We start from the raw sequence: 15,239 nt of genomic DNA, 5'->3' as shown, positions 1-15,239 counted from the left end.
GATTTGATGCTTGACGACGCTATGACGATAAAAACGGAACAACTGCAAACTCTGTTGGACGAAGCCATCGTTCGACGTAAAACCCCGGGTGCTGCCTTTGCACTCTGGCACGATGGAACACTACAGTCGGCAACCAGTGGTGTCCTGAATGTGGAAACGGGCGAGCCGGTTAAGGATGAATCGCTGTTCCAGATCGGCTCGGTAACCAAAGTGTTAACGGCTACGTTGATCATGCAGCTGGTTGACAGAGGACTGGTGGAACTTGATCTGCCGGTGCGTCACTATTTATCGGATTTTCGCGTTGCGGATCTGATGGTTACCAAAAATGTTACTGTACGCCATCTGCTCAATCACACCAGTGGTCTTGGCGGAGATTTTATGACGGACTGCGGCAGTGGCCCCGATAACCTTGCCCGGTATGTGGACCGCTGTGCGTTGCTGACTCAAGTTCATCCTTTGAATAAAGGGTTTTCTTATTGCAATACAGGCTTCGTGATTGCCGGTAGAATCATCGAAGTGGTTACCGGCCTGACTTACGATGAGGCGTTAAAGCAGTTTTTGTTTGAACCTTTGGGATTGCAAAACGCCGCCAGTGATCCCTCGGATCTAGTGGACCGGTCCGTTTCAGCTGGACATGTACCGGACCCGGAAAGCCCCGGTGATTCCCGCAAACTCGATACCATTTACACCATCCCCACGACCACGGGTCCAGCAGGCGCAACCCCCATGATGTCGGCAGTGGATCTGGTGACCTTTGCACGTATGCATTTGGATGGCGGAGTTGATACTGGCGGGCACAGAATTCTATCCGAACCATCTGTAGCGACAATGCAAACTCCCCAAGTAGATGTGCCGGTTCCCGCAAGGGATATTAACCGCTGGGCTCTGGGTTGGTTTCTGGCCCAAGGGCAAGGCGGCGAACTGATTGGCCATGACGGTGCCACCATAGGGCAATGTGCCTATTTGCGGGTGCATCGCGAGACCGGTACCATCGGTGCGCTTCTGGTTAATGGCGGTGCGGCTAACGACCTGATGATGGATGTGTTTTCCCGGAGCTTTGATCAGTTGACGGGCGTAAAGATGTTTCCCGCTCCCGAGATTTCCAACCAACAGCCGCAAGATCTTTCCATTTATGAGGGGAAGTACCATTCCCTCGGTGGCGTATCCAGAGTTCTCGTTAAAGAGGGCAAGTTAACCGTCGCCACCAGCAATCGTATTGATGACTTGCTACTGGAAGAAGCACCTTTGTCGCTCGAATATGCCGGTGATCACCGTTTTCTGGCGTCCAGACCCGGTAGCGAATACCCAACTATCTATGGGTTCTTGCAGCCAGATGCAGAGGGATTGCCTCAAGTGCTGTTTACGGGAATGCGCGTATTCAACCGAGAAACCTGAAAACAGTCAATGCTATCTGGACTCCTGCCTTCACGGCAGCGTCAGTCAATCGCACCCTGCGAGTCTCAAATCCACCGAAATAGTAAACAGGAGAATACCGTGCATTTTCAGAAGTACCCTTTTCAAAAATATCAATGCTTTCCCCAAAACTACGCCGAAGGCCGTCAGTGGTTCGCTGAGGCTGTTGAACAAGCGGGTGGTGAGTTGGATGTTCGAATCAATCCAGCCATCAAAGGCCCTGATGACGGAGATCTGTCAACCGATGTGGGCTGGTTTGGTCCCCGCGATGCCAAACGTGTTTTTGTCTCCATCTCCGGCACTCACGGCCAGGAATATTTTTGCGGTGTCGCCGGTCAGTTACTCTGGATCGCCGATGGCGGACCTGAGCATCTACCGCAAGACACTGCCGTCTGTCTGATCCATGCCAACAACCCCTACGGCGCGGCCTACTACAGCCGTTCCAACGAAAACAATGTAGATCTCAATCGCAATTATCTGCCTACCGGTCGACCTGTACGCCCCAACCCCTTGTACGCGGAGCTCTACGACATCCTGTTTACGCCAGACTTGGATGAACATATTCTGGATGACGTCATGGAGCGCTATAACCACTTTATGCAAAACAGCGACAAAGCCGCAGCCATGACTGCCATGGGTGGCGGTCAGACGAGCCATCCCGATGGTTTGATCTATTGCGGTACCGAGGTGCAGTGGTCTACATTGAATCTCCAGGCCATCGTTGAACAATATTTGTTACACGCCGAGAAGGTGGTATTGATTGACTGGCACACCGGGTTGGGGGAGCCAGGTGAAGTTTCAGTGTTACTTGAATTGGATAAAGGCAGCAAAGAATACGCGCAGGGCGTCGCCTGGTGGGGTAACGCGGTAGAGGTTGATCGTATCTACGACGAGGGCGTCATGCCGGACTTTGTGGGTCACGTGCATGAGGGTATGGCCCGTGAACTTCGTGCCAAAGGCATTGAAGTGGTGGATACGGTGATTGAAATCGGAACCGTGGACAATCGCAGTGTGATCCCGGCCTTGTTGATTGACCGTTGGTTGCGCTGTGAATGCGAAGAGCCTCAGTCGCCCAAGGCGATTACCTTGAGAACAATGATGATGGAGCGATTAAATCCTTCAACACATTCTTGGCGCAGCGCGGTGCTGAAACACTCGCAAGATATTTATTCCCGTACCATCGCTGGACTGGCGAATTGGTGACCTGTTAGACGGGGGTCAAGTCAGTGAGAATAGTGAACTGCGATGTAAGAGAGGGTGCCCTGGGGTAAGGGGTATCCCGTCTTGTGGAGAAGCAACGGAGAACTGCTGTTGGACAAAATTGTCGTGGTGTTATTGCTTATTGCCATAGCACTTAGTAGTCAAGAAAGTGGGTTAGCCAGCATTCTGCTGGCAGGCGTCAATGCTGCCCTGGTTTGGCGCTACGCCGCCCAGGGCCGATGGCAGAGTGCTCCGATTGGGGTTTTGTCGGTATTACTACTGGTTGTAATGCTATTCTCACCGGGCAGTCCCCCGGCCTCGTGGTTACTCGTGACATTTATCGTTAGCGCGCTATTGGCGAGCTGGCTGTTGTGGCTTTCGCCGATTCCCGAATTGCCGAATCCGACAGGCCGATACAGAGTTGGCCGACATCAAATTGAGTTTCCCGGACCACGTTCACCATTACAGGCTTATATTTGGTATCCGGCTCGGAATTCACGTGAGGGTACACAGCACCGCTACTTCACTCAGCAAGAAGCTCAGGCTTTTTCCAATAGCTACAGGGCACTGGGGGCGCCGGGATTTTTCGACAAGCACTGGCAACTGGTTGCCACACACAGTCTGCAAAACACCGCCGCTCAGCCGGGTAAATTCCCACTGATTGTGTTTAATCACGGCGGTGCGCTCTGGCCACTGCAGAATACGGTACTGATGGAAGAACTCGCCAGCCATGGCTATATTGTCTGCTCACTGGCTCATCCGGGGGAAAGCGGTGGAGTAGCCTGGAAAAACGGATCCATATGCCCATTGGACGCGGATCTTGTTGCGCGAATGAAACAGCAAGGCCAAAGCAACAAACCTTACGCCAATTTTCAGCTCTGTCAGGACGCCGAGCAAAAACGCGGGTATCTTGAGGAGCTGGTAGCAGTGAATGGACAGTATACCTCTGAGCTGACGCAGCACTGGGCTGATGATTCTCTGGCGCTGGTGAACCATTTGAAATCGAACATCGCAAACCCCGGGCAGGGCAACGGTGACCTCAATGACCTGGCGATGTCGATTGATCTGGAAAATCGAGCCTACGCCGGAATGTCCCTGGGGGGATCGGTTGCCCATGAATGCTGCTTTCGGGACCCGGATGCCAAAGCCGGTATCAATCTCGATGGTATGAACTGGAGCTATGAGCGTCGCGATAAAAACGTACCTACAGCGTTTTTACAATTGTATGGGGATCCGATTTTATTGGTCGAACAACTCAAGACTATGGCAGATCCGATGGCGACAGAACCGGGCCCCAATTGCGCCAATAACCTAATGTGCAACGATTTTTGCTACGAAGCGCCGGAACAAAGGGGCCAGAGGGCGGATGTATGGCGTATCGTACTAAAAGGCGCCGGGCATATGGCCTTTACCGACAAAATGATCGCTTCGAGAGGCTGGCTGCGTAAGTTATGGGGGATTGGCCCGATTGATGGCGAATCGGGGCTGATGTCGGTCAATAACCTGTGTCGGCACTTTCTGGACCGCTATGTTAAAGGTATCGAGTCTGAAGAGGTTGAATTGATGCTCAATAACAATCAGGTTGTTGTCCGGCAGCAACCGCCTGTTAGCACCGCCGGAGAAGCCTGAACCGGGGTGGCTTTTGATTCCACCCCTATCAACCCCGCCGCTGCCGCTTAAACGCCTCAGAAGCATCATCCCCGCCCAGCGCCGAAGCCTTCCGCGCCAACTCCAGATAATCCTCATCCTTACTGGTTAACACGGTAATCACCCGCGCCAGGGTGCCGTTGGGGGCAACAAACGCATGGGGCATTGCCGCATCCACGTAAATGGACTCTCCCGTCTGTAGCGTAACCGTTTCGTAGTGCTCACAGTGAAATTCCACTGGGCCTTCCAGCACATAGGCGAAGCGTTCACCCACCACATCCATCATGGGGATGGGTTGGCCGGGTTCGACGGAGCCGATTTCGAACAGCATGGGCATCATAAGGCGGTTTTTCAAACCGGTGGAAAGGTGGCGAAAGCGATAGTGCTCGCTGACGGACATTGCGCTGGTATCGTTGTCGTCCAGGGTGCGGCGGCCGGTGATGATCTGGCGGCCGGCGGCGACGTCCTCGGTTTCAAACAGGCGGGCGACGTCGATCTGCAGGGTTCGGGCGACAAGCAGGAGTTTTTCGAAGTTGAGAGACATCAGGCTGTTTTCCACCTTCGACAGGGTCGATTGTGGCAGGCCGGACTCCCGGGCCAGTTGTTGCACATTCCAGCCCTTTTCCTGTCGCAGCCGTTTGAGATTGGTGCCCAGGTTTGGGGTCTGAGGGGAGGGGGATTGTGCAGTTTGTGGCTCCAAGGTGGCCGCTCCTGAGGTCAAAAACAGGAATTTTAAGGTAAAGGTCTCATATCATCAATTGACTTTCCATTAACTCATAAATATTCTTATATGGTTTATTTAATCAAATATGAATATTGCAGTTTGGCTCGTCTTTTCCCGAGGTTTTCCTATGAAAATATTTGTGGCCTCTTTGAACCACGAAACCAGTTCGTTTTCTCCCATTCCCACCAGTCGCCAGTCTTTTGAGGAGCTTCAGTATCACCGCCCGTTAAATGGGCAGGTGGACGAGGTTTGCGCGACGCTTAATGGTTATCGCGTGTTTGTGCAGCAAGGGCTGCAGGCGGGTTACCAGGTGTATGCCTCAACCTACGCCTGGGCGCAGCCCAGTGCGCCCTGTAACCGCCGGGATTATGAGATGCTGCGCGATGAGATTCTTGATGACCTGCGAGCTCAGACCGATGTGGATATGGTGTTCTTTTTTCTCCACGGTGCGCAGATGGCAGAGGGCTACGAGGATTGCGAAGGGGATTTACTGTCGCGGGCCCGTGAGATTGTGGGCGAGAAAACGTTTATCGGAGCGGAGTTGGATCTGCATGCCAATGTGACTGAGCTGATGTGTCGCTCCGCCTGTCTGATGGCTTGTAAACATTACCCCCATGTGGATTTTGACGAGCGGGCGCTGGATCTGTTCCGGTTGGGGCAGCGGGCGGCGTTGGGGCAGATTCAGCCCGTGACCCACTATCGCAGGATGCCTATGGTGGGCATGTTTTACACCACCGAACCGCTGATGGAGAAAGCCAATGCGGCGGCCCAGGCGTTGCAGGATCAGTCAGGGGTGTTGAGTGTGTCGCTGATTCACGGCTTTCGCTGGGCGGATATGCCGGATATTGGTGCGGGTGTGTTGGCAATCACCAACGGCGAGCGAACGGAAATTGCCGCTGAAATGGAAACCCTCGCGAATCTATTCTATGAAGCAAGGGAAGAGACAAAATCCCTGCGACAGCCCATTGAACCGATTCTGGAAGAAGTGGAACAGCGTGGGGCGACTGGCTCCCACAAACCGTTTGTTATTGCCGATACCTGCGATAATCCCGGGGGTGGTGCCGGCAGCGATTCCACGTTTATCTTGCGGGCCATTCTTGAACGGGGGCTGCGCGGTTATGGTTTGGCTTTGCTATGGGACCCCATAGTCGCACAATTTGCCGCTGCTGCCGGTGAGGGCGCGAGCCTGCGTTTGCGGCTGGGTGGTAAAACCGGGCCAGAGGCCGGCACCCCCTTGGACGTAAAGGCCAAGGTGCTCAAGGTGGAGGAGGGTCTGGAACAGGTTGGGTTGGGGTTTGTGGCGCCCCACGGTCTGTCGGCAGCGTTGGAGGTGGAAGGTAATGTCGTGATTGTGAATTCCATTCGCAACCAGGCGTTCAGTCCCAGCTGCTTTACGGATTTTGGCATCGACCCGCATTCCATGAGGGCCTTAATCGTTAAATCCACTCAGCATTTTTACGAGCAGTTTGCACCGCTGGCGGAAAAGATTTTTTACTGTGAAACGCCGGGCGGATTATCCCTGGAAATCGACCCTGCCAATTACCAGCATCTCCCGCGACCTATCTGGCCGCTGGATGAGCTGCTGGAAATATAGCCATGAGTGGCAAGGTGTTTTACTCGGCGCTGATGACCGAGACTAACAGCTTCTCCAATATTCCGACCAGTTACCAGAGTTTTGTCGCAGGTGGTATGCAGCGTGGTAACGGAATGGTGTACGACGAGCAGGGCAATGTTCGTTCCAGTATGCAACCGTTGCTGGAACGGGTGCAGGGTGAGGGTATGGAATTAGTGGCCGGCTTATTTGCCGATGCCGCGCCCGGTGCGCCTGTACAACATGGTGATTATCTGCGTCTGCGAGAGGAATTGTTACGCGCGTTGCGGCAGCAGTTACCCGTGCAGGCGGTTTTCCTGAGCCTGCACGGTGCCATGATGTCGACAGCATGTGACGATTGCGAGGGGGACCTGCTGCGGGAGGTTCGCGCTTTGGTCGGACCGGAGGTGCCCATCGGCGCGGTGCTGGACCCACACGCGCACCTGACGGACAAAATGGTTGAGTACGCCGACATCATGGCATTTATGAAAGAATATCCGCACATTGACGGACTGGAGCGCAGCGCCGAAGTACTGGATATCCTGTTCGCCATGCTCAAGGGCGATCTGTGTCCCTGCGCTGTGGTGTTTGACTGTCAAACCACCGGGTTCTTTCCGACTCAGGACCAACCCATGCGTGGTTTTGTGGACAGCCTGTTTGAGAGGGAACAGCAGCAGGGCGTGTTGAGTATCTCACTGGTGCACGGTTTTCCCTGGGGAGATACACCGCAGGCCGGTACCAAGGTGCTGGTTTACACTGACGACGACGTGATGCTGGGCCAAGCGGTGGCTGAGGAGGTGGGTAGGGATCTGGCGCGAATCCTGCCTGAGACCGGCTTGAAAACGATTACGGTCGAGCGGACCATTGAGCAACTGTGCAGTTATAGCAATCATCCGAACGGGTCTGATCCACAAAACGTTAAGCCAAGTGTCTTGGCGGACATCGCTGACAACCCCGGCGGCGGTGCGCCCTCTGACAGCACCTTTTTACTACACGCGATTTTAGACGCCGGGATTCGCGACGTGGCCATTGGCCTGGTGTTCGACCCGGAAGCCGTCAAGGCCTGCCACCAAGTGGGTGTGGGCGGCCGCCTGACGCTACGAATCGGTGGCAAGATCAGCCAATTCTCCGGCACACCGGTGGATCTGGATGTAGAGGTATTGGGCGTCAGTTGTGACAGTCAGATGAACGTCTTGGATTTAGTTGAAATGCCTATGGGCGATACCGCCTGGGTTCGTGGCCGCGGTGTCGATATTGTGATGGGCAGTGTACGCACCCAGATGTACGCGCCGGACGGCTTCGCCCATATTGGTCTGGACCCTTCCTCCAGACGTGCCTTAATCGTTAAGTCTACTAACCACTTCCAGGCGGCATTCGCGCCGATTGCCGGTGAAATACACTATGTAAACACACCTGGCGCGATTAACTACAACTTAAAACAAATCCCCTACCAAAAATACCAGCGCTAGAGCGGTTTGCTTGCAGTCCTCCCTGGTAATCTCTGTGGCCTGTTCGCAGGCCGACACACTTGCATCCAGTACGCAGAGTAGCTATGGTTTCGAGTTAAACTTATGGAATTAAACGGCAGTAGTGTTGTTCATAAGGGCATCAATCTGACCGATAAAGGATCAGCTCACAAAGGACTCCCCAGCATGCAAACCCTCAGCGCTTCAGACCTCAGCAAGCAACGCCTTATCCTGGCCGCCCTCAAGCTCTTCGCCGAGCAGGGGATCGACGCCGTGTCCCTGCGCATGATCAATCGCGAGGCAGGTGCCAAGAACAACTCCGCGCTGCATTATCACTTCGGCAGCAAAACTGGTCTGGTGGAGGCCGTGGTGGAGTTTGTGCAAGACTGGTTCGAAGAGGCGCGGGAGGAGGCATTGAAAAGCGTTGAAGGGCAAAAGAAACCCAAGGTGCGTGATATTTTGCGTGCGTTGGTGACCCCTTACCTTAAGCTGCTTAAAGAGGAAGCGTGGGGCTACCACGCGGTGCGTTTTATCGCCCGTATGGAAATGGAGGGCGGCCCCGAGATTCACGACATCCTCAATCGCTTTGCCAGCAAAGCCATGAAGCGTTTTACCAAGCTTTTTAGCACCGCATTGCCTGATGTTCCCCGCAAATTGCTTAAGCAACGCCTCAACTTCTGCATCACCAGTATCATTAAGGGCATGGCGGACTATAAGAGCCTCAAAAACTCTTATATGGGGGATGTCAGCTGCAGCCTCGATAAGCTGGGTGAAATGTATATCGAGTACAATGCGGCCGGCTTGGCGGCATCCGTTAAGTAAGCGGCTAAGTCTCCAGCGGGTTGCGTGGACTAAACTGATCCGGCAGCCGCTCCTGATATGGAAAAAACTGGGTGTCCACATAGGGCAACTTCATAAATCCGGAGACACCCAGCCCGTCAATCAAATGCAGATGCTCTAAAATAAAGCCGAGGCAATCGCGAAACTCGGCTTCACGCTCCAAATCCAGCAACTTCAAATAATTGTGAATCTTTAAATCCTGTTCCAGACTTTCAAAAATAATACAGCCGGTGTGATGGATGGTGTTCATAATCGCCAGTTTCTCCAATAACGGAGTTGGCAAGGTGAGCATCTCGTCCGGGTCGTCGCCATCTTCAAAATACGAATGCAGGCGGCTTTCCCGATTGCCCTCGTTAGGGTCACCGATTTCATAAGGAATCTCCAATCCCGCCTCCGCCCGAAAAGGTTCGCCCGCATGGTTGCGTTCCACGTGCAGGGTTTTTCGAGCATCGAACATGCAGCTTTTAAACACCCCCGTCTTGCTGATGGCCCGGCCCAGATGCACCAGATTATTGACTGCGCACACAAACGCCGGCAGCAGGGATTTGTCGTAGAGATTAAGGCTGGAATCGATGTACATGCCGCCATCGTCCCAGTGAATGGCCAGGCCGCCCACCACTGGATAGTTACCCAGGTGGCTGACCGCGATAATAAACGCCTTTTCGGTATCACCCATACCCTCCAAATAATTCTTGTAGTAGCGGTCCAGCTCGGTAGGGTCCACATCGGCAACCAGTTTTTGCGGCATCTCGCGGCGCAAGAAGGACTTACGCGAACTGTACACCACAGTGTCGAGATCCTGGGCAATGTCGGCTGGTCTGACCGGAAGCAATGGGATCTGATGGGCGATATGGTTGGGCACCGGGCCTTTGCGACTATGGGTAACGATGCGTTTCATATAGCGCATGTTCTTCAGGAAATAATCACCGGCGCGGTCACGCATGGCCGGGTCGTCGGACAGCATACCGTCCAGCGTGCGCGCGAACTCGACCGGCAGGCCCAGGGATTTTGGGGTGATCACCTCGCGCCCAAAGCGGCTCGACTGGCCAGAGGCCAGCGCATAGAGTGTGCCCGCCACACCCTGCTCGTCAAAACGGGGCGACGACAAGGCTCCACGCAGTTGTTCCTCGCCGATAAAATAGATATCGCCCAGTTTGGCGTTGGTCTCGCCGAGGTTGGTGGAAAGGGCACTTAATCCCCCGGCGCCTGTGTACTGTCGATGGGCATCCTGTTGCGCGTAAACCGCAGCTCCCCAATCGATCAGCCCGATGGATTCCGTGTCTTCATCAAACACCACGTTGGAGGGTTTGATGTCACCATGAATCATGGGCGCGCGCTGCTGCCGTGTCGCATCTTCACGCAGGGCAAGCAGAATTTCCGCGAGTTGCCCGGCTATTTTTAACACCAGCCTTGGGGGCACACGGCCCTTTTTCCAAATCAGCTGTTCCAGATTGATGCCCCGTGCCCGCTCCATCATCAGAATGGACTGGCCACGAACTCGCTGGAACTCAACAAAGGCGGGGATATGCGGCAGAGATAACTGCGACAGCATATAGCCTTCTTCTTCCAGACGCTCCTGCACATGATGCGCCAGGGTAATGCGGGCAAATTTAAAAACGTATTCCTTGCCGTTGGCACCGTTGCCGCCAAACACAAATCCGTAGGCGCCCTTGCCGATCAGCTCGATATCGGTATAGCCCAAGCGACTTAATTGGCTTTGGCAGAGGTCCAGCCAGTCTTTAAGCTTTTGGGCATCCCGGTGACTGAGCAGATAAAAAGACTGCTCTTCGTTGATGTAAAAATGTTGGAGGTTTCTGCTTTCCATTACCCGGTAGCCTTGTGGCTATCGCATGGCCATCAGCATGGCTGTCGGATCTTCCAGGAATTCCTTCCAGCGGTTACTAAAGCGGGCTATGGTACCACCATCAATCACGCGATGGTCCCCCGACCAACTGATCGACATTATTTTTCGTGCAACCACATTACCATCCGCATCGAACCGGGGCAGCTCCTGCACCTTGCCCAGCGCCACAATAGCAACCTCCGGTTTATTGATAATGGGAGTGGCCGCCGTACCACCGATGGCACCCACGTTGGAGATGGTAATGGTACCGCCCTTGAGATCGGCCGGCGCCACCTTGCCCGAACGGGCGGACTCTGTAAGGCGGTTAAGCTCCTGGGCCAGCTCCATTATCGAGAGGTCTTGAACATTTTTGGCATTGGGTACCAGCAAACCAATTTTTGAATCCACCGCCATACCGATATTGTGGCCGGCGATGTAACGCAGCTCGGTAAAGTCATTGTTAGGACTGCTGTTCATGATCGGAAATTCCAACAGTGCCAGTGACAATGTTTTCATAAACAGCGGCATCATCGTTATGCGAATGCCTTGCTCGGCGTATTGTTCCTTGAGTTGCAGCCGCAAGTCGATCAGGCGGGTAATGTCCACCTCATCCACATAGGTAAAATGGGGAATGGTGGAGACCGATTCCATCATCGATTTTGCCATGACCGCACGAACGCCTTTGATGGGCTCCACCCGGTCCGTGGCCTTAACAGGCTGCGCGGCGCCCTGTGTTGGTACGGTCGTACCAGTTTCTGCCACCGGAGCTTCCAGATAACGCAGCACATCTTCTTTCAGTACGCGGCCGTTTTTACCGGTTGCGGGCACCAGCGTTAAATCCAGATTCTGTTCGCGGGCAATGCGGCGCACGGCGGGGGTGGTCAGGACTTTGCCAATACTGGTGACGGCTTTGGGGGAGGTATCGGTATCGCTGGGTGGGAGTGAAGCTGGCGTTAGGGGTTCTTTATCGGCTGAAGGTTTCTTATTGGCTGAAGGCACTTCATTAGCTGAGGGCCCTTTATTAGCTGAGGGCTCCCCACCAGCCTGAGCATCAATCGAAATCGCAAACAGCGGTGTATGCACCTTTGCGATATCACCTTCCTGATAATATAGCTTAACCACCTGTCCGGAATGAACTGAGGGAATCTCCACCACTGCCTTATCAGTACTGACATCCGCTACCGGCTGGTCTTCCTCGATCCGGTCGCCTTCTTTTACACGCCACTCCACGATTTCACATTCGACAATACCTTCACCAATGTCGGGCAAAATAAAATCAACATTCATTGCAGATCTCCTGCCGGTTTTATGGGCTCAGTAGTGGATGGTTTGTTTGATGGCTTCAAACACCTTCAGGTGGTCGGGCATGTATTCTTTTTCGTGAGCCAACGGGAAGGGCGTGTCCAAGCCGGTCACGCGGGCGATGGGGGATTCGAGAGAGAGAAAACAGTGCTCTTGAATCGTGGCCGCAATCTCACCGGCAAAACCGCCCGTGCGTGGCGCCTCGTGGCTGATCAACAGCCTGCCCGTTTTGGTGACCGAGGCTGCCACGGTGTCCACATCCCAGGGTAACAAGGTACATAGGTCGATCAATTCACAAGAGATGTCCTCGGCTTCTGCCAGGTCCGCTGCCCTTTGCAGTATTTCCATCTGGGCGCCCCAGGCCAACAGCGTGATATCGCTGCCCTGACTGACAATCTGCGCTTCGCTCAGGGGCAGGGTGTAGGCCTCTTCCGGTACCTCACCCACTGCGGCGCGGTAGAGGCGTTTGGGTTCGAAAAACACCACCGGGTTGGGGTCGGCAATGGCGGACATCAACAGCCCTTTGGCCTGGTAGGGGTTACTTGGAATCACGACTTTTAAGCCCGGCGTGTGGCAAAAATACGCCTCGGGGGATTGGGAGTGATACAAACCACCGGCGATGCCGCCGCCATAGGGGCTGCGAAAGGTCAGGCCGGCAACATTAAACTCATTGCCTGAGCGATATCGAAACTTGGCGGCTTCGTTAACGATCTGGTCAAAGGCAGGAAAGATATAATCGGCAAACTGAATTTCCGCAACCGGTACTGAACCCTGCGCCGCCAGGCCTATGGCAAAACCCGCCACGCCTTGCTCGGTGAGCGGGGTATTAAAGCAGCGCGCGCGGCCGTACTTTTCCTGCAGGTGGCTGGTGGCTCGGAACACGCCACCAAAGGTGCCCACGTCTTCACCCAGGCACAGAACACGATCATCCGCGGCCATGGCGTTATCCAGAGCGCTGTTTACTGCCTGCAGCAGATTCATGGTAGTCATCAGTGCTGCCCTCCCCGGTGGGTGGGGTACTGTTCGGGGTAGCGGTTTAGGTGAGCCACCAGTTCATCGAACTGCGTCTGTAAATGCGTGGGTGGCTTATCGTACACATCGGTGATCAATTCCTCCAATGCGGGAGGTGGCAACTTTTCTTCCGCCTTGAGTTCACGCAGCACCTCCGACCGATATTCCTCCTGGGCGGCCTTTTCTTCCTTCTCGCTCCACCACCCTTGGTCGAGCAACCATCGTTTGGCGCGCTCGATCGGGTCCAGTTCACGCCACTTGTCCTCCTCCTCTCGGCTGCGGTAGCCACTGGGATCGTCGGAGGTGGAGTGAGCGCCCAAGCGGTAGCTCATTGCTTCGATCAATACCGGCGCGCAGTCTTGCAGTGCAATTTTGCGAGCCTCCGCTGCGGCAGTGTAAACGGCCAACAGATCATTGCCGTCCACTCGAATGGTTTTGATGCCGTAACCGACGCCGCGGGAGGCAATGCCATCACCGGCGAACTGTTCCGCTGTGGGCGTGGAGATGGCGTAGCCATTGTTACGGCAGACAAACACCACTGGGCATTTTAACACCGCCGCCATATTCATTCCGGCGTGAAAGTCGCCCTCGGAGGCGGCGCCCTCGCCATAGTAACACAGGGTACAACAATCCAGATCTCGCCCCTGCCGTTGTGCCTCCAGTTTTTGACCATAGGCATAACCGGCGGCTTGGGGAATTTGTGTCGCCAGGGGCGAGCTGATGGTCATAAAGTTAAGCTCGTTGCTGCCGTAGTGCACAGGCATCTGCCGCCCCTTGCCCAGGTCCTTCTCGTTGCTCAACAATTGGCTCATAAACTGCCTGGCGGTGAAACCGCGAAACCGCAGTGAGGCCTGCTCGCGATACTGCCCCATGATCATATCGCTGTTGTTAAACGCAGCGGCTGTGCCCACCACGGCGGCCTCCTCGCCGGCACAGGTCAGGTAAAAGCTCAACCGCCCCTGACGTTGGGCGGAGACCATACGCTCGTCCAGAATGCGCGTAAACAGCATGGCGCGGTAGATCTTAAGGGCCAGCGCCTGGTCCAGATCGGGCGCCTTGGCGCCCGGGTAAAGTTTGCCCTCTGAGTCCAGGATCTTAAGGGTGGGGATGGGGAGATCGCTGCCAGCGATAAACGTCGGTTGATGAACGCTGGTGGTTGGTTGTTTCATGGTCAAGTCCATTCTTAGCCCAGACGTGCCGGAATATCGGCCGTTTTAGACAGTATAGTTGGGAATAGTGGATTTGCCGCTCGACAATAGTGCCTGAGCTATCGGGTTGATGTGATTAGAACGAATGAATAATGAAAGCATCACAGGTGTTGGAGTGGAAAAACTCGGAAGCCTACTGACACCCATTGACAGTTGCCTGAGGCAAAATCTGTCCTACGAGCTGATTCGGAATGTACGGCTGAAATTTGTAGCCTGGACGGAATCCAGTCCAATAAACCGATAACAACAGGGGATATTAAACTATGAAAATGAACTACTTCGTTATTGGCACAAACAATAAGGAAGCGTCGACGGAATTTTATGATTCACTTTTTGAGCAAACGGAACTCAATCAGGTTTTTTCTGGCGAAAGAATGACCTACTGGCAGACTAAAGAAGAGGACTTTGCATTTGCAGTAGCGATACCCTTTGATGAGAGGCCCGCAACTCATGGCAACGGTACAATGGTGGGTTTTTGCGTTGGGTCATCCGAAGAAGTAGAAAGGCTTCACCAAAAGGCGATTGAATTGGGTGGTACTTGCGAGGGTCAACCCAATCAACGCGGGCCTCGTTTTTCTGCGTATGTGAGAGATCTGGATCAAAACAAGCTGTGTTTTTCTGACTGAGTCGGAGCAAGCACTCACAAGCTTTACTGTCGAGTCTTCGAGGTCTTTCGGGAGCCTGTTTTTTCACCAGAGTTGGGCACTTTGATCGGCGTTGGTCTCTGCGGCGAGGAAGAAAAGGGGCTGGTAATTTTGTGCCACAACGGGCGGCTGGGTGTCCGTTGGAGGGGCACGCTACCGGCCCTCCAGGCTTCCCTCAGTCCCCAATGAGCCAAGCAAAAAACGCTTGTCTCATTGACTCCTTCGGCGTTCGCTTGAAATGCCCCTCCAACGAACACCCAGCCACCCTTTAGACCGAGGTACACGATCTTTATCGTTCTGAACTTCGCAGCTTTAAACCGTTACTCTGGAGAACACCGGTCGCGCTCGGA

Annotated in this window: 12 protein-coding genes; 7 read left to right on the top strand and 5 right to left on the bottom strand. The window is 54.3% G+C overall.

What is annotated here, in order from left to right:
• The first annotated feature begins 21 nt into the window (after positions 1-21).
• From HBA55_RS28575 to HBA55_RS28565, 3 genes are all read left to right on the top strand, one after another.
• Positions 22-1,395, top strand: coding sequence for a serine hydrolase domain-containing protein (locus tag HBA55_RS28575; protein ID WP_166998548.1), 1,374 nt, complete (start codon positions 22-24; stop codon positions 1,393-1,395).
• Positions 1,396-1,494: 99 nt separating this feature from the next.
• Positions 1,495-2,616 (top strand): DUF2817 domain-containing protein, encoded by a 1,122-nt coding sequence (locus HBA55_RS28570; protein WP_166998546.1) that lies wholly within the window; start codon positions 1,495-1,497, stop codon positions 2,614-2,616.
• Positions 2,617-2,724: 108 nt separating this feature from the next.
• On the top strand, positions 2,725-4,242 hold the full coding sequence (locus tag HBA55_RS28565) for an alpha/beta hydrolase (RefSeq protein WP_166998544.1): 1,518 nt from the start codon (positions 2,725-2,727) through the stop codon (positions 4,240-4,242).
• Positions 4,243-4,270: 28 nt separating this feature from the next.
• Here the strand turns inward: HBA55_RS28565 and HBA55_RS28560 are convergent, their stop codons facing one another.
• Complete coding sequence (locus HBA55_RS28560) at positions 4,271-4,960, bottom strand: helix-turn-helix domain-containing protein (RefSeq protein WP_166998543.1); 690 nt, start codon at positions 4,958-4,960, stop codon at positions 4,271-4,273.
• 151 nt (positions 4,961-5,111) lie between these two features.
• On the opposite strand from HBA55_RS28560, the gene HBA55_RS28555 reads away from it, so the two are divergent.
• The 3 genes from HBA55_RS28555 (at position 5,112) to HBA55_RS28545 (ending at position 8,863) form a co-directional block, all read left to right on the top strand.
• The gene (locus HBA55_RS28555; protein ID WP_166998541.1) at positions 5,112-6,578 is read left to right on the top strand and encodes a M81 family metallopeptidase; all 1,467 of its coding nucleotides are present in this window, start codon (positions 5,112-5,114) and stop codon (positions 6,576-6,578) included.
• Between the two features lie 2 nt (positions 6,579-6,580).
• Positions 6,581-8,044 (top strand): M81 family metallopeptidase, encoded by a 1,464-nt coding sequence (locus HBA55_RS28550; protein WP_166998539.1) that lies wholly within the window; start codon positions 6,581-6,583, stop codon positions 8,042-8,044.
• A gap of 183 nt (positions 8,045-8,227) precedes the next feature.
• Complete coding sequence (locus HBA55_RS28545) at positions 8,228-8,863, top strand: TetR/AcrR family transcriptional regulator (RefSeq protein WP_166998537.1); 636 nt, start codon at positions 8,228-8,230, stop codon at positions 8,861-8,863.
• Between the two features lie 4 nt (positions 8,864-8,867).
• Here the strand turns inward: HBA55_RS28545 and HBA55_RS28540 are convergent, their stop codons facing one another.
• The 4 genes from HBA55_RS28540 to HBA55_RS28525 are packed head-to-tail and all read right to left on the bottom strand — an operon-like array spanning position 8,868 to position 14,206.
• Positions 8,868-10,706 carry a protein kinase domain-containing protein gene (locus HBA55_RS28540; protein ID WP_166998535.1) on the bottom strand — a complete coding sequence of 613 codons (1,839 nt, stop codon included), beginning with the start codon at positions 10,704-10,706 and terminating at the stop codon, positions 8,868-8,870.
• A gap of 18 nt (positions 10,707-10,724) precedes the next feature.
• On the bottom strand, positions 10,725-12,011 hold the full coding sequence (locus HBA55_RS28535; protein ID WP_166998533.1) for a 2-oxo acid dehydrogenase subunit E2: 1,287 nt from the start codon (positions 12,009-12,011) through the stop codon (positions 10,725-10,727).
• A 27-nt stretch (positions 12,012-12,038) separates the two neighbouring features.
• Positions 12,039-13,016 carry an alpha-ketoacid dehydrogenase subunit beta gene (locus tag HBA55_RS28530; RefSeq protein WP_166998531.1) on the bottom strand — a complete coding sequence of 326 codons (978 nt, stop codon included), beginning with the start codon at positions 13,014-13,016 and terminating at the stop codon, positions 12,039-12,041.
• Positions 13,016-14,206, bottom strand: coding sequence for a thiamine pyrophosphate-dependent dehydrogenase E1 component subunit alpha (locus HBA55_RS28525; protein WP_166998529.1), 1,191 nt, complete (start codon positions 14,204-14,206; stop codon positions 13,016-13,018). The genes HBA55_RS28530 and HBA55_RS28525 overlap by 1 nt, the downstream gene beginning before the upstream one ends.
• 302 nt (positions 14,207-14,508) lie before the next feature.
• On the opposite strand from HBA55_RS28525, the gene HBA55_RS28520 reads away from it, so the two are divergent.
• Positions 14,509-14,871, top strand: coding sequence for a VOC family protein (locus tag HBA55_RS28520; RefSeq protein WP_166998528.1), 363 nt, complete (start codon positions 14,509-14,511; stop codon positions 14,869-14,871).
• Positions 14,872-15,239 lie beyond the last annotated feature (368 nt).

The organism is Pseudomaricurvus alkylphenolicus (assembly GCF_011683955.1).
In the GTDB taxonomy this organism is placed as follows: domain Bacteria; phylum Pseudomonadota; class Gammaproteobacteria; order Pseudomonadales; family Cellvibrionaceae; genus Pseudomaricurvus; species Pseudomaricurvus alkylphenolicus.
Note: the sequence above shows the minus strand (reverse complement) of the source record. Positions and strands in the feature narration are given on the sequence as shown.

Excerpts from the sequence above, each read along its gene's own strand:
- HBA55_RS28555 (WP_166998541.1), top strand. The coding sequence starts at position 5,112 with ATGAAAATATTTGTGGCCTCTTTGAACCACGAAACCAGTTCGTTTTCT.
- HBA55_RS28530 (WP_166998531.1), bottom strand. The coding sequence starts at position 13,016 with ATGACTACCATGAATCTGCTGCAGGCAGTAAACAGCGCTCTGGATAAC.
- HBA55_RS28575 (WP_166998548.1), top strand. The coding sequence starts at position 22 with ATGACGATAAAAACGGAACAACTGCAAACTCTGTTGGACGAAGCCATC.
- HBA55_RS28535 (WP_166998533.1), bottom strand. The coding sequence starts at position 12,011 with ATGAATGTTGATTTTATTTTGCCCGACATTGGTGAAGGTATTGTCGAA.
- HBA55_RS28550 (WP_166998539.1), top strand. The coding sequence starts at position 6,581 with ATGAGTGGCAAGGTGTTTTACTCGGCGCTGATGACCGAGACTAACAGC.
- HBA55_RS28520 (WP_166998528.1), top strand. The coding sequence starts at position 14,509 with ATGAAAATGAACTACTTCGTTATTGGCACAAACAATAAGGAAGCGTCG.
- HBA55_RS28540 (WP_166998535.1), bottom strand. The coding sequence starts at position 10,706 with ATGGAAAGCAGAAACCTCCAACATTTTTACATCAACGAAGAGCAGTCT.
- HBA55_RS28525 (WP_166998529.1), bottom strand. The coding sequence starts at position 14,206 with ATGAAACAACCAACCACCAGCGTTCATCAACCGACGTTTATCGCTGGC.
- HBA55_RS28545 (WP_166998537.1), top strand. The coding sequence starts at position 8,228 with ATGCAAACCCTCAGCGCTTCAGACCTCAGCAAGCAACGCCTTATCCTG.